The sequence below is a fragment of the Aeromicrobium terrae genome, from assembly GCF_008039565.1.
GTDB lineage: Bacteria > Actinomycetota > Actinomycetes > Propionibacteriales > Nocardioidaceae > Aeromicrobium > Aeromicrobium terrae.
On the sequence record NZ_VDUX01000001.1, the window covers coordinates 625,938 to 642,690 of the forward strand.

Here is a 16,753-nt window from a genome sequence, read left to right on the forward strand (position 1 = left end):
AAGGAGGGCCCCATGACCATCTACCTGACCCCGAACATCACGGACGAGCAGATCGCCGCGATGGACTCCTACGACGCCTTCCGGAAGGCCGAGGAGCTGCTCGACTCCCGCTACCCGCGCGACGCCGTGCGCGTCGTCCGCCGGGTCCTGGACGAGGAGCCGGGCAACGCCGCGGCCTGGGAGCTGCTCGGGCGGGCGCACTTCGCCGCCGCGCAGCTCAAGCCCGCCGAGGACGCGTTCCGGCGCCTGATCGAGCTCGAGCCCACCAGCGGCTGGGCGCACACGGCGCTGGGCCTCGCGCTGGACCGGCAGAGCCGGCCCGACGAGGCGGCCACGATGCACCGCCTGGCCACCGCGATGGGTGAGTCCCCGCGCGACACCACGCGCGTCGACCTGGTCGAGCACGACCACCGCGACTGAGGACGCGCCCTGAGCCCGGAGGTCGTCGCCGCGCTCGCCGGGACGGCGCTCGCGCTCGTGCCGGCGACGTGGCAGCGACTCCGTCACGTCGTGACCCTGGTGCACGAGGCCGGTCACGCCGTCGTCGCGCTGCTGACCGGCCGACGGCTCAACGCGATCCGGCTGCACCAGGACACGTCGGGGCTGACCGTCACCAGCGGTCGGCCCCGCGGTCCGGGGATGATCGCGACGGCCGCCGCGGGCTACCTGGCCCCGGCGGCCCTCGGTCTCGGCTGCGTCCTGCTCGTCGACTCCGGACACGCGCCGTGGGCCTGGGGCGCCGCCCTGGCCACGCTGGCCCTGATGCTCCTGCACATCCGCAACTGGTTCGGCCTGGCGGTCGTCCTGGCCGCCGGCGCGGTCGTGGCCGTGGTGGTGTGGCGGGCGTCCGCCGAGGTGCAGGAGACGGCAGCCCTCGTGCTCGCCTGGTTCCTGCTCGTCGCCGCGCCCCGCTCGGTGCTCGACCTCTGGTCGCACCGGCGTCGCGTCCGCACGAGGACGTCCGACGCCGACCTGCTCGCCCGGTTGACGCACCTGCCTGCCTGGGCGTGGAACCTCGTGCTCCTGGTCCTCACGGCCGGCGCTCTCGCCGTCGGCGTCCGGCTGCTCGTCTGATGGTTGGATAGTCGCCATGTTCACCGTCGGCAGCCGCCTCGACGGCGCCGCCGGCCGCACCGGGGTGCTGTCAACGCCGCTCGGTGACATCCGCACGCCGGCGTTCGTCCCGGTCGGGACGAAGGCCACCGTCAAGGCGGTGCTGCCCGAGGCGATGGCCGCGCTCGGTGCCCAGGCGCTCCTGGCGAACGCGTACCACCTGTACCTGCAGCCGGGCTCCGACATCGTGGAGGAGGCCGGCGGCCTGGGCCGGTTCATGAACTGGCCCGGCCCGACGTTCACGGACTCCGGCGGCTTCCAGGTGCTCAGCCTCGGCGCCGGGTTCAAGAAGACGCTCGCCATGGACGCCGCCGGCGTGACGTCCGACGACGTCATCGCGCCCGGCAAGGACCGCCTCGCCACGGTCGACGACGACGGCGTGACGTTCAAGAGCCACCTCGACGGGTCGTCCCACCGGTTCACGCCGGAGGTGTCGATGCAGATCCAGCACCAGCTCGGCGCCGACGTCATCTTCGCCTTCGACGAGCTCACCACGCTGATGAACTCCCGCGAGTACCAAGAGGCGTCGCTGGCGCGCACCACGGCGTGGGCGGAGCGCTGCCTCACCGAGCACCGGCGCCTCGCCGCCGAGCACCCCGACCGCCCGGCGCAGCAGCTGTTCGGGGTCGTGCAGGGCGCCCAGCACGAGGACCTGCGCCGCCGCGCCGCCGCCGACCTCGTCGCGATGGACTTCGACGGGTACGGCATCGGCGGGGCGATCGAGAAGGAGAACCTCGCCGCCATCGTCGGCTGGGTCGTCGACGAGCTGCCGGACGACCGCCCGCGCCACCTGCTCGGCATCGGTGAGCCCGAGGACCTCTTCATGGCCGTCGAGGCCGGCTGCGACACGTTCGACTGCGTCCAGCCCTCGCGCGTCGCGCGCTCGTCCCGCGTCTACACGCCCGACGGCCGGCGGAACCTGCTGGTCGCGGCGTCCCGACGCGCCTTTGTGCCCATCGACGACGAGTGCGACTGCTACACCTGCGCGCACTACACGACCGCGTACCTGCACCACCTGTTCAAGGCGAACGAGTACCTCGCCGCCACCCTCGTCACGATCCACAACGAGCGGTTCATCGTCCGTCTCGTCGACGCCATGCGAACCGCCATCGAGGCCGGCGAGTTCAACGCGCTGAAGCAGGAGTTCCTGGGTCGCTACTCCAGTACGTCGGCTCCCGGTTCTTGAGCCAGGCGATGACCACCATGGTCACCGGCATCACGATCAGCTCCATGGCGACCTTGTAGACGTACCCGACGACGAAGTAGTTCCAGAACTGGCCCATCGTCGTGATGCCGATGGCCGTGGAGGCGATCGCGCAGAAGATGAACGTGTCGGCGAGCTCGCCCACGCCGGTGGAGCCGGCGAGCCGCGACCACAGGCCGCGCTCGGCCGTCCGCGCCTTCATCCGCACCAGCACGTACGAGTTCAGCAGCTGTCCCACGACGTACCCGCTCAGCGACGCCAGCACGATCCGCGGCACGAACCCGAGGACGCTCTCGAACGCCTCCTGGTTCTCGTAGAACGACGCCGCCGGGGCCTGCTCGACGACCCAGAACGTCACCGAGGCCAGCAGCGCCATGCCGAAGCCCACGACGATCGCGCGGCGCGCGGCCCGGAAGCCGTAGACCTCCGACAGCACGTCGCCCAGCACGTACGCGAGCGGGAACAGGAACGCGCCCCCGTCGGTGACCACCGGGCTGATCTGCACCGACCCGAGCGAGAAGTCCCACGAGCCGAACTCGATCCCCTTGGTGGCGGCGATGTTGGAGACCACGAGCACGACGCAGAAGAACGCCAGGATCACGTCGAAGTGCGACGACCCGCGGGACGCGTAGTGCACATCAGGTTTTGGTGAGGTTGCCTGAGAACTCATGGCGGCATCCTCGCACGGCCCGTTCGCCCCGCTCTGAGAGAATCGGGGCCATGACCGCCCTGCCGACCCGCACCGACGTCCTCGTCGTCGGCGCCGGTCCCGCGGGCGCCGCAGCCGCCGCCTGGTCGGCCCGCCTGGGCTCCGACGTCGTCCTCGCGGACGCCGCCCGCTTCCCGCGCGACAAGACCTGCGGCGACGGCCTCACCCCGCGCGCCATCGCCGAGCTCGAGCGGCTCGGCCTGGGCGAGTGGATCCGCGGCTTCGGCACCAACCGCGGCCTCCGTGCCGCCGGATTCGGCCAGGAGCTCTTGCTCCCCTGGCCCGGCGGCTCGCTGCCCGACCACGGCTCGGCCGTCCCCCGCACCACCCTCGACGCCCGCATCCGTCAGGTCGCGCTCGACGAGGGCGCCGTCCCACTGGAGCACGCCCGCGCCGTCGACGTCGAGCGTGACCTCGACGGCCGCGTCACCGGCGTCGTCTTCGCCATGGGCACCAGCAAGGAGCGCCACACCGTGGCCTGCGACCGGCTGGTCGTCGCCGACGGCGTCCGCTCCACCCTCGGCCGGGTGCTGGGCCGCGAGTGGCACCGCGACACCGCGTACGGCGTCGCCGGCCGCACCTACGTGAAGTCCGGCCGCAGCGACGACCCGTGGATCTCCTCCCACCTGGAGCTCCGTGACGATGATGGAGAGCTCCTGCCGGGCTACGGCTGGATCTTCCCGCTGTCCGACGGCGAAGTGAACCTCGGCGTCGGCGCCCTCGCCACGGCCAAGCGCCCCGCCGACCTGCAGATCCGCCCGCTCATGCAGCACTACGCCGACCAGCGGCGCGAGGAGTGGCAGCTCGGACCCGACCTGCGCCTGCCGACGTCGGCCCTGCTGCCGATGGGCGGCGCCGTGTCGGGCGTGGCCGGCCCCAACTGGATCCTCGTCGGCGACGCCGCCGGCTGCGTCAACCCGCTCAACGGCGAGGGCATCGACTACGGCCTGGAGACTGGCCGCGTCGGCGCGGAGCTGCTGCACGACACCCACGACCTCGAGCAGGCCTGGCCGCACCTGCTCACCACGCACTACGGCGAGGCGTTCTCCATCGCCCGTCGCCTCGCCGGCCTGCTGACCGTGCCGGGACTGCTGCCCACGCTCGGCCCGATCGGCATGCGCAGCCACCGGCTGATGACGATCGCGCTGCGCGTCATGGGCAATCTGATCACCGACGAGGACCGTGATCGCACGGCCCGCGTCTGGCGCTGGGCGGGGCGCCGGTCGGTCCGCCTGGACGACCGGCCCCCCTTCACCGCCTGATGAGGGTGTACCGCCTGATCAGGCGGCGGGCGGTGCCGGCGGCGCCTCGCCCTTGAAGTCGGGCATGGACTCCCCCGACTCGCGGAACGACAGCACCGAGAACACCGTCAGCGCGATGGCGGCGACGAACAGCAGCCATCCGGACCAGCCGGGGCCGATGTCGGCGATGCCGCTGCCGTCATAGGTGAATGCGCGAAGAATCACCAGCAACGTGCCGAGGCCGGCCGCAGCAGCCGTGATCAACGCCCATGGGACGCCGTCCGGCAACGCCTCGGCGGAGAATGCCTTCACCGCCACTAGCGCAGTGGCCACGAGGATGAGCAGCATGCCCAACGTGGCGTAGCTGTGCCACGCGTTACTGGCGCCGAACGACACTCCCAGGCCATCGGCGGGGCCCTTCAGGTCGACGGTCACGTAGTCGGAGAAGAACGACAGGATGATGGCGAGAGCGCCAGCAACCAGCGCGCCCTGCTGATTACGGTTCAAGGCCTTGAAGTCGACGGCCATGACAGATTCCTCCTCGGTCGGGGACGCTTTGCGTCCTTGTGAAAATGTAGACCTCGGAGCGGTTCGCGTGTGGGACGCGCGACGCTACGCTCGGGCGCATGACCACCGCCGCTCTGGTGCTCGCCGGCCTCGCTGCCGCCCTGCACGTCTTCATCTGGACGATGGAGTCGATCACCTGGACCCAGCCCGCCACCTGGAAGCGGTTCGGGGTCGCGTCGCAGGCCGACGCCGACACCACGGAGTCCCTGGCCTACAACCAGGGCTACTACAACCTCTTCCTCGCCGTCGGCGCTGCCGCGGGGATCGTGTTCGAGCTCGCCGACCACGACGACGTCGGCTGGACGCTCGTGATCTTCGCGTGCGGCTCGATGGTCGCCGCGTCCCTGGTGCTCATCACCACGGGCCTCTCCTACGCCCGTGCGGCGGCCACGCAGGGCACGATCCCGGCCCTCGCCGTCATCGCGTCGCTCATCGCCATGTCGTGACGCCTGGGCCGCCTTCGTACGGTGGAGGCATGACCGCACCCCTGCTCGACCTCAACGACGGACACCAGCTGCCGGCCCTCGGCTACGGCACCTACTCGATCACCGGCCCGGACGCGCCCGGGATCATCGGCGAGGCGATCGACGCCGGCTACCGCCTGCTCGACTCGGCGGTGCGGTACGAGAATGAGGCGGAGGTCGGCGAGGCGGTCCGCAACAGCTCCGTGCCGCGCGACGAGCTCGTCGTCACCACGAAGCTGCCCGGCGGTGACCACGGCTTCGACGAGGCGCTCCGGTCCTGCGAGGAGTCGCTGAAGCGTCTCGGGCTCGACCGCATCGACTTGTACCTCATCCACTGGCCGCAGCCGCCGATCGACCGCTACGTCGAGACCTGGAAGGCATTCGTCCGCCTGCGTGAGGAGGGCGTGGTCCGCTCGATCGGCGTCTCCAACTTCCTGCCCGAGCACCTCGACCGCCTCGTCGACGAGACCGGGGTGGCCCCGGCGGTCAACCAGGTCGAGCTCCACCCGTACCTGGCGCAGACCGAGCAGCGCGCCGCCGACGCGAGCCGCGGCACTCTCACCGAGAGCTGGAGCCCGCTCGGCCGCGGGTCCGACCTGCTCGAGCGCCCGGAGCTGCAGCAGATCGCCGACAAGCACGGCCGTTCCGTCGGGCAGGTCGTCCTCCGCTGGCACACGCAGCTCGGCGCGGTCCCCATCCCGAAGTCGGCGAACCCGGAGCGCTTCCGCGACAACCTGGCCGTCTTCGACTTCGAGCTCGACGCCGACGACCTCGCGACCATCGGCGCACTGGACGAGGGCCGCCGGCTCGGCGGGGATCCCGTCGACGAGGTGCAGCTGTAAGACCTGTCGTCGCCGCCACCTAGGGTGGCCGCATGTTCCGCCTGGCCACGATCAACGTCAACGGCATCCGCGCGGCGTACCGCAAGGGCATGGGCGAGTGGCTGGCCGAGCGCGACTGCGACGTCGTCACGCTCCAGGAGGTGCGGGCGCCCGACGACGTGGTGCGCGAGCTCGTTGCGGAGTCGGGCTACCACGTCGCCCACACCGAGGCCGCGGCCAAGGGCCGGTCCGGCGTCGCGATCCTGAGCAGGGCCGAGCCCAAGGACGTCCGGATCGGCTGCGGCGACGGGTTCTTCGACGACTCCGGCCGCTGGATCGAGGCCGACGTCCCGATGCCGGACGGGAGCCTGCTCAGCGTCGCCTCCGCGTACGTGCACTCCGGCGGTGTGGGCACCCCGAAGCAGGACGAGAAGCTCCGGTTCCTCGACCAGATGCTGCTACGGATGTCGGCGATGGCTGCGGGCGCGGACCACGCGATGGTCACCGGCGACCTGAACATCGGTCACACCGAGGCCGACATCCGGAACTGGAAGGGCAACGTCGGCAAGGCGGGCTTCCTGCCCGAGGAGCGCGCCTACCTCGACCGCGCCCGCGACGAGCTCGGCTGGGTCGACGTCCACCGGCACCTCAGCGGAGAGGTCGACGGCCCGTACACGTGGTGGTCGATGCGCGGCAAGGCGTTCGACACCGACACCGGGTGGCGCATCGACTACCAGCTCGCCACGCCTGGGCTCGCGGCCGGCGCCCGCCAGGCCTGGGTCGACCGCGCCCCCAGCTGGAGCGAGCGCTGGTCCGACCACGCTCCGCTGGTCGTCGACTACGACCTCTGAGGCGGCGTGATCGATCGCACAGGGCTCATCTCTGGTGAGTTGCATAGCGTCCTGATATTTTTTGTTGCATGAGCCAACCTGACTTCGCTCCGCTCGCGCGGACGCTCCGAGAGCTCGTCCAGTCCTTCGTCCGCGACGCCCCGCGCGGCACGCTGAGCCGCACGGCGGCCGGCACCCTCTCGGTCCTGGACCGGCACGGTCCGCAGCGCGTGACAGCGCTCGCCGAGCACGAGGTCATCACCCAGCCCGCCATGACGGGACTCCTCCAGCGGATGGAGTCCGCCGGGCTCGTCGAGCGCCGCGAGGACCCCGACGACGGCCGCGCCTCGCTCATCGGCATCACCGACGCCGGCCACGAGGCGCTGCAGGCCCGCCGCCAGCAGCAGGACGCGGTCATCGCCGCCAAGCTGGCCCACCTCTCCCCCGACGACCTGGCCGCGCTCGACGCCGCCGCACCGGCCCTGACCCACCTCTCCCAGATCACGGAGTCCCATGACCTCGTCCGCTGACGCCCCCTCCCTGTTCAACCAGCCGCGCGCCGTCTACGCCGTCGCGTTCGCCTGCGTCGTCTCCTTCATGGGGATCGGCCTCGTCGACCCGATCCTGCCCGCGCTCGCGCACGACCTCGACGCCACGCCCAGCCAGGCGACGCTGCTGTTCACCAGCTACCTCGTCGTCACCGCCGTGATGATGCTCGTCACCAACTGGGTCTCGAGCCGCCTCGGCGCGAAGAAGACGCTCATCGTCGGCCTCGTGATCATCGTCGTCTTCTCGGCGCTCGCCGGGACCACCGACTCGATCTCCGGCATCGTCGCGTTCCGCGCCGGCTGGGGCCTCGGCAACGCCCTGTTCATCGCGACGTCGCTCGCCGCGATCGTCGCCAGCGCCCGCGGCGGGTTCGCCGGCGCGATCATCCTCTACGAGGCCGCGCTCGGCCTGGGCATCGCGGCCGGCCCGCTGCTCGGCGGCACGCTCGGCACCATCAGCTGGCGCGGACCCTTCTACGGCGTGGCCGCCCTGATGACGATCGCCCTGGTCGCCACCGCGGTCCTGCTCCCCTCGACGCCCAAGCCGTCGCACCCGACGTCGATCTCCGCCCCGCTGAAGGCGCTCCGCCACCGCGGCCTGCTGCTCATGAGCCTCGCGGCCCTGCTCTACAACTGGGCGTTCTTCACCATGCTCGGGTACGCGCCGTTCCCGATGGACCTCAGCGCCATCCAGCTCGGCTGGGTGTTCTTCGGCTGGGGCGTGCTCGTCGCGTTCTTCTCGGTCATCGGCGCCCCACGCCTGCAGCGACGCTTCGGCACCGCGCGGTCCCTCTACGCCGCCCTGACGCTGTTCGCCCTCGACCTCGCCGTCATCGCGATCTGGCCCGACACCCGCGCCGTGCTCGTGACCTGCGTGATCACCGCCGGCGTGTTCATCGGCATCAACAACACGCTCACGACGCAGGCCGTGATGATCGTCGCGCCGGTCGAGCGGCCTGTGGCCTCGGCGTCCTACGGCTTCGTCCGCTTCATCGGCGGCGGTCTCGCGCCGTACGCCGCCGGCAAGCTCGTGGAGCACTCGAACCTGCACGTGCCCTTCGCCATCGCCACCGGCACCGCCCTGCTGGCCGTCGCGGTCCTCGCGACCGCCCACGAGGCGCTCGCCAACGCCGACGCCGGGCTCGACGAGGACGGACACACGGTCACGAACGCCGACGACGTGGCAGGCGACGTGGCCGACGAGCTCGGCGGCGCGCCCGGTGCCGTCGAGCAGTACGTGACGGCGCGCCCGTAGCGCTGAGAGGCGGAACCCCCGGGTACCCGACAGGAGAGAAGGACACCTGGGGGTTCCGATCGAGTCCCGTGCAGCTGGGTGGTGCCTTCAGGGGCAAGCGCGGAACTCCGTTGCGAGACGCTACCAGTTACCTAGGTCACCTAACAGCGCTTTCATCGACCGCGCACAGAAGAGGGCCACGCACCCCCTGATGCGTGGCCCTCGTCCCGGGTGGTCAGGTTCTCAGTTGAACCGGACCTTCATGGAGGTGCCGTCCTCCGTCAGCACCTTGATCTTGACTCCCACCGCCGGCAGCTTGACGCCGTGGTTCGGCAGGGTCGGGAACCAGAACTTCTTCGTGTCGTCGAACACCGGCTGGGCCTTCTGGCCACGGATGTAGCTCGCCTTGCCGTTCGTGTGCAACGTCATCGAGTCGGCCGTGTGCAGCGAGAACGGCGCGTCGTACATCTGGATCCGCGCACGCCACGGAGCACCGGTGACGGTGTTGATGATCGGTCGCGCGTTGGCATCGATGATCATGTTCCGGCCGACACCGGGGTGCTCGTTGGTGTTGTTGTCCGCCTGGGACGTGTCCCAGTACGACACCAGCAGGCCGTGACCGTACTTGTAGTGCTCGACCCAGTCCGGCTTCGTGTTCGTGAAGCCGAAGTTGTACGGGCCGGTCTTCAGGTAGCGGTCGTAGCTGACGTACGAGCGGTGACCCGCGATGTAGAAGTTGTCGTACGCCTTCTGCGACGTGGCACCGACGATCGTGAACTTGTCGAACGTCCACGCCGAGCCGCCGTCCTCCGCACCGTCCTCCAGCACGGTGGCGCCGTCCTTCGTGACCTTGATGTCGTCGAGGAACAGACCCTGCTCCGCGACGCCGCCGTCGGTCTTGTAGATGGCACGGAACTTGACGTTCTTGCCGGCGACCGACGTCAACGGGACCTCGAGGTTGCCCCAGTCAGGGTGCTCACCGGAGAACGTCGACTGGTCCGACGCGTCCTTGTCCATCGGCTGGCCGTCGATGGTGCCGTCCAGCGTCGTCCAGGTGGAGCCGCCGTCGGTGGACACCTGCAGGTAGCCGTAGTCGTAGCCCTCCTCGATGGAGTACCGGACCTTGGCGGTCAGCGTCGCGTCCGCGGCCCCGGTGAGGTCGAGGTCCGTGGTCATCGAGCTGTTCAGGTTGTCGCCCTTCGTGGACCAGAACTGGTTCTGGCCCGACGCCGGAGAACCGTTGTCGACCGTGACGTTCTTGTCCGGCAGCACGACGACCGCGCCCTGGGCCTTGCTGGAGTTGTACTCCTGCGGACCGAGCTCGAGCGTGCGCTTCTCCTTGGCCCCGACCACCTCGTAGTCGAGCCAGCCGAGCTGCAGCTTGTTCCACGCACCGAGGTCACCCGGACGCGAGCCGAGCGGCTCGTCCTTGCCGTTGAGGCGGCTCTGGGCCATGAGGGTCCAGTACTCGCTGTTGTTGTCGCCGCCACCGGAGGTGTCGTAGTCGTCCGGCAGGCCGAGGTCGTGTCCGTACTCGTGCACGAACACCGACAGGCCACCGTTCTCCGGCTGAGCCGTGTAGTCGCCGACCCAGATGCCGGTGTTGCCGACCTGCGTGCCACCGAGCTTGTTGAAGTCCGGACCGGTCAGGCCCTGGTCGGTGTAGTACGCGTACCAGCGGTGCGACCAGATGGCGTCCTCACCCTGCTGCGGGTCACCGTCGGCCTCGTCGCCGCCGGCGTGGACGATCTGGAAGTGGTCGACGTAACCGTCCGGCTCGTTGAAGTCGCCGTCGCCGTCGTAGTCGTAGCGGTCGTACTTGTCGTACGACTGCAGCATCTTCTTGATGTCCGCGTCCGACTTGCCGGCGTCCTTCTGGTCCTGGACCCACGCCGCGACGGCGTCCTGGATCAGGTTCCAGACGGTCCGGGACGAGTCGTCACGGCCGTAGCGTGCCTCGTTGTACGGGACCTTCACCCAGTCCGAGACGGTGCCGTCGACCGTGTAGCGACCCGACGACTGCTTCTCGTAGTAGGTCTTGACCGACTCCACGCCCTTGCCCGTGCCGAAGTACAGGTCCTGGTAGTGCTTCCGGTTGTAGTCCGCCTGCCACACCGTGGAGTTGTCCTTGGTGCGGTCGGGCTCCGGGATCGCGTTGTGCAGCGGGCCCTCGAACGTCGACGGTCCCTCCACCGACGGATCGGTGTCCTGGTCCGGGAAGTCCGGGTGACGCTGGTTGCCGAACTCGGCGAGGATCACGAAGATCTTGTCGGCCCGCTCCTGCTGGAGCTCGACGTACTGGTCGTGCGTCTTGCCGGAAGCGGCCGCCTTCTGCTTCTTCGTGGCCTTCTTGTTGGCCTGGACCGCCGCGGCCTGCGGGCTCAGCGACTTGCCGACCTTGACGACGGAGATGCCGTCCTTCTCGATGGGCTTGGACTTGCCGCTGACGACGTTCGCGACCGCCTCGGACCGCAGCGCACGGCGCTTGGTCTCCAGAGGGTTGGGAAGCTCGTCGACGGTCTTGTCGACCCGGTCGGGCTTGGAGTCCGGTGGTGATGTTGCTGCGTTGCTCGGTGCGGTGTACGCGAACCCGAGCGAAGCGGCGAGTCCGAGGCCCACAAGGCCCGTGGTGACACGCTTCACTGTTCCCCCTTGGTGATGCTGCTGGTGATGGCTCGGACGATTGCCCGGACCGGTATGGCGCTCGCCCTCGTGGGACGGGTCGCGGCACACCGCGGCCATTCAAGACCGGTTGCCCGGGAAATGACAGTCTTGACTTTCGCCCGACCTGGTTATAAAGAACTAGTTCTTTCGGGCCACCCTGCGCGTGACCCCCTCCCGTGTGATCCTGCACGTATCGACGGGGAGGGAGCCCATGAGACGTCGTACGATTTCCGCATTCCTGTGCGCAGCCGTGGTCATGGTGGGAGCGCCGGCCATCGGGGCCGTCACGGTCAACTCAGCCAGTACCTACGAGTGGCAGATCGTCGTGGAGACGAACGCCCAGCGCGTGAGTCACGGCAAGGTGGCCACCCGCGGCAGCGGCTGCGCCAAGGACTACGCCATCAAGCGCGCCCGCTGGATGCGCGACCACCGCAAGCTCAAGCACTCCGACCTGTCCACGGTCATGCGTGCCTGTCACTTCACCAGGGCGGCCGAGAACATCGCCATGGGGTACCCGAACGGCGAGGCCGTGGTGCGCGCCTGGATGAACTCGTCCGGCCACCGCGCCAACATCCTGAACTCGAAGTACACCCGCCTCGGCACCGGGGCTCGGCGGGACTCGCGCGGCGTCTGGTGGTCCGTGGAGATCTTCGGCAGGTGATCGTCGGTGTGTCCGACTTACGCCGGAGACCACGCGTGCCCTAGGCTTGTGGTCAGTTGCAGTGAGTTTGGCCGTTTGACCTCTCGGGCTTCCTTCGGGGAGCTGGTGTTCTTCGGGTGAACGACGCACGACGGGTCGCGACAGTCGTGACCCGGGCACGACACTCGAAGGAGTAAGTAATGGCAACCGGAACCGTCAAGTGGTTCAACGCCGACAAGGGCTTCGGCTTCATCGCGCCGGACGACGGCAGCGAGGACGTCTTCGCGCACTTCAGCGCGATCCAGACGAGCGGCTACAAGACCCTGAACGAGAACCAGAAGGTCGAGTTCGACGTCGAGCAGGGCCAGAAGGGCCTGCAGGCGGCGAACATCCGCCCGCTCTGAGTCTTTCTCAGCACGAGGACCCGGGGGCTTCGGCTCCCGGGCCCTCGTCTTTTCTCTCGACTTGCCGCGCGTCCTCACGCTGTTAGACATGAAGGGAAGCCGCTAGAGCGGACCCCCACCCTGAGGAGGATCCCTACATGGGTCTCGGAGACAAGATCGAGAACACCGCTGACAAGCTCACTGGTGAGGCCAAGGAGAAGCTCGGCGACGCGACTGGCGACGACGAGCAGAAGACCGAGGGCAAGGTCGATCAGACCAAGGCCGACCTCAAGCAGGCCGGCGAGAACGTGAAGGACGCGTTCAAGGACTGACCGTCATCATGACGAACGAACGCCACCGTCTCCTGGACGGTGGCGTTCGTGCGTCCGGGCCGGATCAGATGTGGCCGGCCTCGTCCCAGGCGTGCTGGCCGAACTCGGCGCCGGGCGCAGTGGACAGGTAGCTGAGGTCGACCCGCGGATGTCCCAGCTGCGTGGTGCGGCGGTGCGCCGGGAAGCGGCGCGAGCCCGCAGCGACATCGAGCGTCTCGTACTCGAAGGTGCTGTCGTCCATGGTTCCTCCCTCGTCCCAGATATGAGGATATCCTCACGTTCGTCCGAGGGCCAGGTCTACCGACAGGTAATGTTCGGCGACCCGCTCTAGGCTCGATTCATGCCCCACGCCACCCGCACGATGCTCGAGCGCTACCAGCTCGACGAGGTCATCGGATCCGGCGGGATGGGCGAGGTGTGGCGGGCGCACGACGCCGTCCTGGAGCGCGACGTCGCCGTGAAGGTGCTCAAGCGCGACGCCGTGGACGACGCTGCGGCGCTGGAACGGCTGCGGATCGAGGCTCGCCTGGCGGGCTCGTTGCAGCACCCCAACGTCGTCGGCGTGCTCGACTACGGCGAGGAGGAGTCGTCCGAGGGCGGAACCGCCGTCCTGCCCTGCCTGGTGATGCCGCTGATCGACGGCTGCACCCTGTCCGACCGCCTCCGCGACAGTGGGCCGATGTCGCCGGCCGAGACCATGCGCATGGTCTCGGAGGTCGCGGACGGGCTCTCCGCCGCGCACCTGGCGGGCATCGTGCACCGGGACCTCAAGCCGGGCAACATCATGCAGGACGCCTCGGGCCGCTCGATGATCCTCGACTTCGGCATCGCCCGCTCCTCCGACGCCTCTCCCCTGACGAGCACCGGCACGATCGTCGGCACCACCGACTTCATCAGCCCCGAGCAGGCCTCGGGGCGCACGGCCACCGCCGCCTCGGACCTCTACTCCCTCGGCGTCGTCGCGTACTGCTGCCTCACCGGGAAGGCGCCGTTCCACCGGACCGCCGCGGTCGCGATCGCCCTGGCCCACGTCAACGAGCCGCCCCCGCCCCTGCCCGAGAACGTCCCGGCCGGCGTGCGGGCGTTGATCATGCGGATGCTCGCGAAGGACCCGGAGGACCGGCCGGCCGACGCGGCCGAGGTCAGGGACGCGGCCCGGGCGCTCGCGGACGCCTTGGTCGACGACCCGACCGCCGGCAGCCTGGCCCCGCCCACGGCCGCCATTCCCCTCCCCGTCGACCCGCCGACCCTGACGGACACCCCGCTGCCGGGCGAGAAGAGGCGGCTGCGTCGCAACCCGCTCCTGCTGCTCATCGCGCTGGTGGTCGCCACGCTGGTGGCGCTCGGCATCGTGGCGCTGGCCAACAACGGAGGCACCGAGGTGCCCGACGTCGTGGGCGAGGAGGTTGCCGTCGCCAAGGCGCACCTCGAGGACGCCGGGTTCAAGGTCGAGACGGCGTCCCGTGACGTCGCCGGCCACAAGCGGGGCGAGGTCGTGGAGCAGGACCCGGGTGCCGACGAGAGCGTCGACAAGGGATCGACCGTCGAGCTCGTGGTGGCCAGTGGCTTCGTGAAGATCCCCGACCTGAAGGGCATGTCTCAGGCCGACGCGGTCAAGGCGCTCGACAAGCTCGGGCTCGAGGCCCGGATCTCCACCCGCATCGCGCCGCAGGACGCCGGCAAGGTCCTCGACGTCGCCCCGGACGACCGCGCCCGGATCGGTGACACCGTCGACCTCGTCGTCGCCACGGCGCCGTTCGGAGCGCCGAAGCCGAAGAAGGGCGACAAGCCCAAGAAGGAGAAGGGGGCGAAGAAGCCCAAGGCGGGACCGGAGCCGACGTCCGAGCCGGTCAACCCCTCGCCGTCGCCCACTCCGACGGACGACGGCACCGGCGGATAGATCAGAGCGTCACGCGCAGGATGCGGTCGTCGCCGTCGCGCGAGTCGCCCCGGCCGTCGGTGTTGCTCGTGCTGACCCACAGGCTCTCGTCGGGCGCGACCACCACGGTCCGGATGCGGCCGTACTTGCCACGGAACAGCGCCCGGGGCTTGCCCGTGTCCGTGCCGTCGAGCGGCACGGCCCACAGGCACTCCCCCTGCAGGGCCGCCACGAACGCTGTGGACCGGGTGATCGCCAGCCCTGACGGGGAGCAGTCGCTGGTGGCCCAGGTGACCTTGGGCGTGACGAACCGGTCGTCGTCGGACTTCCCCTCGACCGTGGGCCAGCCGTAGTTGCCGCCCTTCTCGATGAGGTTCAGCTCGTCGAAGCGCTGCTCGCCGAACTCCGACGCCCACAGCCGGCCGTCGGCGTCGATGGCCAGGCCCTCGACGTTGCGGTGCCCGTACGACCAGGTGCGGTTGCCGAACGGGTTCCCGTCGACGGCCCGTCCCTCCTTGTCGATGCGGAGGATCTTGCCGCCGAGCGCGCCCTTCTTCTGCGCCTCGGGCGGGTTGCCGGCCTCGCCGGTCCCGACGAACAGGTGGCCCGAGGAGTCGAACAGGATCCGGCCGCCGTGGTGCCGGCCGCCGACCGGGATGCCGGTGAGGACGGGCTCGACGTCGCCGAGCTCACCGCCGGAGATGTCGGCTCGGACGACGCGGTCGTCAGGCCCGGTCGTGACGTAGGCGTACAGCACGTCGGGATCGTCGGGGTCGAGGGCGAGGCCGAGGAGACCGCCCTCCCCTCCCGGGCTGCCGACCGACCCCTTCACGCTCCCGACCGGGCTGACGTCCCCGCTCGGGGTGACGCGGACGATCGAGCCCTCGTCGCGCTGGGCCACGAGCGCGTCGCCGCCGGGCAGGAAGACGATGCCCCACGGCACGTTCAGCCTGGTCGCGACGGTGCCCGCGACCTCCGGGTCGATCGCGTCCGGGGAGGTGGGCGACTCGGTCGCCGGCGTCGTGCGACGCGGCGCCGGTTCGCCATCACTGCTGCAGCCGACCAGGGCGACCGCCCCGATGGCTGCGGTCCCCGACAGGAACGTCCGGCGCGACACCATGGCTCGATGATGCCCGGCGCGGGCGCGTGCGGCCACCCGCCGGCCCCCGCCCGGCGTGGCGCACACGTTCCCTCGGCCCCGCAGGACCGGGACTCCCTCCCGTCAGGTCCGGGTGCGTGCCGATTCTTGCCTGCGCGGTCGGTCCGCCGCAGCCGAACCGCTCTCATTCCCTCGGTATGTCGGCCGTCACGGCCGGAATGTCCGAGGGGGTGGTGTGGTTGTGCAGAGTGAACCCGTTCTCCACGAAAGGTCATCATGAGCACCGTCGAGCTCACTGCCGACACCTTCCAGTCCACCGTCAGCGCCGAGGGCATCACCCTCGTCGACTGGTGGGCATCGTGGTGCGGCCCGTGCCTCCAGTTCGCGCCCGTGTACGACGCCGCGAGCGAGGAGCACGCGGACGTCACCTTCGGCAAGATCGACACCGAGGACCAGCAGGAGCTGGCCGCAGCGGCCCAGATCACGTCCATCCCCACGCTGATGGCGTTCCGCGACGGCGTCCTGGTGTTCAACCAGGCCGGCGCGCTTCCCGCGCCCGCCCTCGAACAGGTCATCAAGGCCGTCAAGGACCTCGACATGGACGACGTCCGTCGCCAGATCGCCGAGGCCGAGGCGGCCGAGAGCGGTGCCCAGGCGTAAGGCCTACCAGCCGGGCGGCTTGACCACGTTGTCGGGCGTGTCCGCAAACAGCGGCGCGACGTCCGACTCGGCGTGCCCGGCGATGCCGCACCCCACCTTGGTGAGGTAGAACCGCAGCTCGGGGTGCTCCGCGGCGAACCGGACGAACCGTTCGGCCGCGCCGCGGAGCGCCTCGAAGCCCTCCATCGTCGGCAGACCGTAGCTCTGGCCTTGCAGGCCTTCGCCCTGGCCCCAGATCGCGCCGAAGCGGTCGACGGCGACCTTCGCCGCTCCCCCGCCGTGCGCGCCGGTGGCGTTGCTGCCGAAGACGAAGATCGATCCTTCGGGCAGCTCGGTCAGTCGGTCAGGCGTGGTCTCCATGCCCC

20 protein-coding genes are annotated in these 16,753 nt (G+C 70.0%); 14 read left to right on the forward strand and 6 right to left on the reverse strand.

Going from position 1 to position 16,753, the window contains the following annotated elements; translation table 11 throughout:
* Positions 1 to 12: 12 nt before the first annotated feature.
* The 3 genes from FHP06_RS03060 to tgt are packed head-to-tail and all read left to right on the forward strand — an operon-like array spanning position 13 to position 2,299.
* A complete protein-coding gene (locus FHP06_RS03060; protein WP_222706328.1) occupies positions 13 to 420 on the forward strand; it encodes a tetratricopeptide repeat protein in 408 nt (135 codons plus the stop codon).
* A gap of 9 nt (positions 421 to 429) precedes the next feature.
* A complete protein-coding gene (locus tag FHP06_RS03065) occupies positions 430 to 1,074 on the forward strand; it encodes a M50 family metallopeptidase (protein ID WP_147683630.1) in 645 nt (214 codons plus the stop codon).
* Positions 1,075 to 1,090: 16 nt separating this feature from the next.
* Positions 1,091 to 2,299 carry a tRNA guanosine(34) transglycosylase Tgt gene (gene tgt, locus FHP06_RS03070; RefSeq protein ID WP_147683632.1) on the forward strand — a complete coding sequence of 403 codons (1,209 nt, stop codon included), beginning with the start codon at positions 1,091 to 1,093 and terminating at the stop codon, positions 2,297 to 2,299.
* Here tgt and FHP06_RS03075 read toward each other — a convergent pair.
* Positions 2,238 to 2,987: a queuosine precursor transporter gene (locus FHP06_RS03075; protein WP_147683634.1), complete on the reverse strand. Its 750-nt coding sequence runs from the start codon at positions 2,985 to 2,987 to the stop codon at positions 2,238 to 2,240. The two genes, tgt and FHP06_RS03075, sit on opposite strands and share 62 nt — an antisense overlap.
* A gap of 50 nt (positions 2,988 to 3,037) precedes the next feature.
* Here FHP06_RS03075 and FHP06_RS03080 point away from each other — a divergent pair, with 50 nt between their 5' ends.
* A complete protein-coding gene (locus tag FHP06_RS03080) occupies positions 3,038 to 4,288 on the forward strand; it encodes a geranylgeranyl reductase family protein (RefSeq protein WP_147683636.1) in 1,251 nt (416 codons plus the stop codon).
* Between the two features lie 18 nt (positions 4,289 to 4,306).
* On the opposite strand, the gene FHP06_RS03085 is transcribed toward FHP06_RS03080, so the two are convergent.
* Entirely contained in the window at positions 4,307 to 4,795 is a 489-nt protein-coding gene (locus tag FHP06_RS03085) for a hypothetical protein (protein ID WP_147683637.1), read from the reverse strand.
* Between the two features lie 98 nt (positions 4,796 to 4,893).
* Here FHP06_RS03085 and FHP06_RS03090 point away from each other — a divergent pair, with 98 nt between their 5' ends.
* From FHP06_RS03090 to FHP06_RS03110, 5 genes are all read left to right on the forward strand, one after another.
* Positions 4,894 to 5,280, forward strand: coding sequence for a DUF1304 domain-containing protein (locus tag FHP06_RS03090; RefSeq protein WP_147683639.1), 387 nt, complete (start codon positions 4,894 to 4,896; stop codon positions 5,278 to 5,280).
* A gap of 29 nt (positions 5,281 to 5,309) precedes the next feature.
* Positions 5,310 to 6,140: an aldo/keto reductase gene (locus FHP06_RS03095; RefSeq protein WP_147683641.1), complete on the forward strand. Its 831-nt coding sequence runs from the start codon at positions 5,310 to 5,312 to the stop codon at positions 6,138 to 6,140.
* Positions 6,141 to 6,172: 32 nt separating this feature from the next.
* Positions 6,173 to 6,970 carry an exodeoxyribonuclease III gene (locus FHP06_RS03100; protein ID WP_147683642.1) on the forward strand — a complete coding sequence of 266 codons (798 nt, stop codon included), beginning with the start codon at positions 6,173 to 6,175 and terminating at the stop codon, positions 6,968 to 6,970.
* A 68-nt stretch (positions 6,971 to 7,038) separates the two neighbouring features.
* The gene (locus tag FHP06_RS03105) at positions 7,039 to 7,479 is read left to right on the forward strand and encodes a MarR family winged helix-turn-helix transcriptional regulator (protein ID WP_147683644.1); all 441 of its coding nucleotides are present in this window, start codon (positions 7,039 to 7,041) and stop codon (positions 7,477 to 7,479) included.
* Complete coding sequence (locus FHP06_RS03110) at positions 7,463 to 8,752, forward strand: MFS transporter (protein ID WP_147683646.1); 1,290 nt, start codon at positions 7,463 to 7,465, stop codon at positions 8,750 to 8,752. Before FHP06_RS03105 ends, FHP06_RS03110 begins: the two co-directional genes overlap by 17 nt.
* A gap of 222 nt (positions 8,753 to 8,974) precedes the next feature.
* Here FHP06_RS03110 and FHP06_RS03115 read toward each other — a convergent pair whose 3' ends face one another.
* Entirely contained in the window at positions 8,975 to 11,374 is a 2,400-nt protein-coding gene (locus tag FHP06_RS03115) for an immune inhibitor A domain-containing protein (RefSeq protein WP_147683648.1), read from the reverse strand.
* Between the two features lie 232 nt (positions 11,375 to 11,606).
* On the opposite strand from FHP06_RS03115, the gene FHP06_RS03120 reads away from it, so the two are divergent.
* The 3 genes from FHP06_RS03120 (at position 11,607) to FHP06_RS03130 (ending at position 12,750) form a co-directional block, all read left to right on the forward strand.
* On the forward strand, positions 11,607 to 12,056 hold the full coding sequence (locus FHP06_RS03120; protein ID WP_147683650.1) for a CAP domain-containing protein: 450 nt from the start codon (positions 11,607 to 11,609) through the stop codon (positions 12,054 to 12,056).
* A 179-nt stretch (positions 12,057 to 12,235) separates the two neighbouring features.
* Complete coding sequence (gene cspE, locus FHP06_RS03125) at positions 12,236 to 12,439, forward strand: transcription antiterminator/RNA stability regulator CspE (RefSeq protein WP_147683652.1); 204 nt, start codon at positions 12,236 to 12,238, stop codon at positions 12,437 to 12,439.
* A gap of 137 nt (positions 12,440 to 12,576) precedes the next feature.
* On the forward strand, positions 12,577 to 12,750 hold the full coding sequence (locus tag FHP06_RS03130; protein ID WP_147683654.1) for a CsbD family protein: 174 nt from the start codon (positions 12,577 to 12,579) through the stop codon (positions 12,748 to 12,750).
* Between the two features lie 64 nt (positions 12,751 to 12,814).
* Here the strand turns inward: FHP06_RS03130 and FHP06_RS15850 are convergent, their stop codons facing one another.
* Positions 12,815 to 12,991, reverse strand: coding sequence for a hypothetical protein (locus FHP06_RS15850; protein WP_187271753.1), 177 nt, complete (start codon positions 12,989 to 12,991; stop codon positions 12,815 to 12,817).
* 99 nt (positions 12,992 to 13,090) lie between these two features.
* On the opposite strand from FHP06_RS15850, the gene FHP06_RS03135 reads away from it, so the two are divergent.
* On the forward strand, positions 13,091 to 14,650 hold the full coding sequence (locus FHP06_RS03135; RefSeq protein ID WP_147683656.1) for a protein kinase domain-containing protein: 1,560 nt from the start codon (positions 13,091 to 13,093) through the stop codon (positions 14,648 to 14,650).
* Position 14,651: 1 nt separating this feature from the next.
* On the opposite strand, the gene FHP06_RS03140 is transcribed toward FHP06_RS03135, so the two are convergent.
* Positions 14,652 to 15,749 (reverse strand): PQQ-dependent sugar dehydrogenase, encoded by a 1,098-nt coding sequence (locus FHP06_RS03140; protein WP_147683658.1) that lies wholly within the window; start codon positions 15,747 to 15,749, stop codon positions 14,652 to 14,654.
* A gap of 255 nt (positions 15,750 to 16,004) precedes the next feature.
* Here FHP06_RS03140 and FHP06_RS03145 point away from each other — a divergent pair, with 255 nt between their 5' ends.
* Entirely contained in the window at positions 16,005 to 16,388 is a 384-nt protein-coding gene (locus tag FHP06_RS03145) for a thioredoxin family protein (protein WP_147683660.1), read from the forward strand.
* Between the two features lie 3 nt (positions 16,389 to 16,391).
* Here FHP06_RS03145 and FHP06_RS03150 read toward each other — a convergent pair whose 3' ends face one another.
* Complete coding sequence (locus FHP06_RS03150; RefSeq protein WP_147683662.1) at positions 16,392 to 16,748, reverse strand: A1S_2505 family phage non-structural protein; 357 nt, start codon at positions 16,746 to 16,748, stop codon at positions 16,392 to 16,394.
* Positions 16,749 to 16,753: the final 5 nt, after the last annotated feature.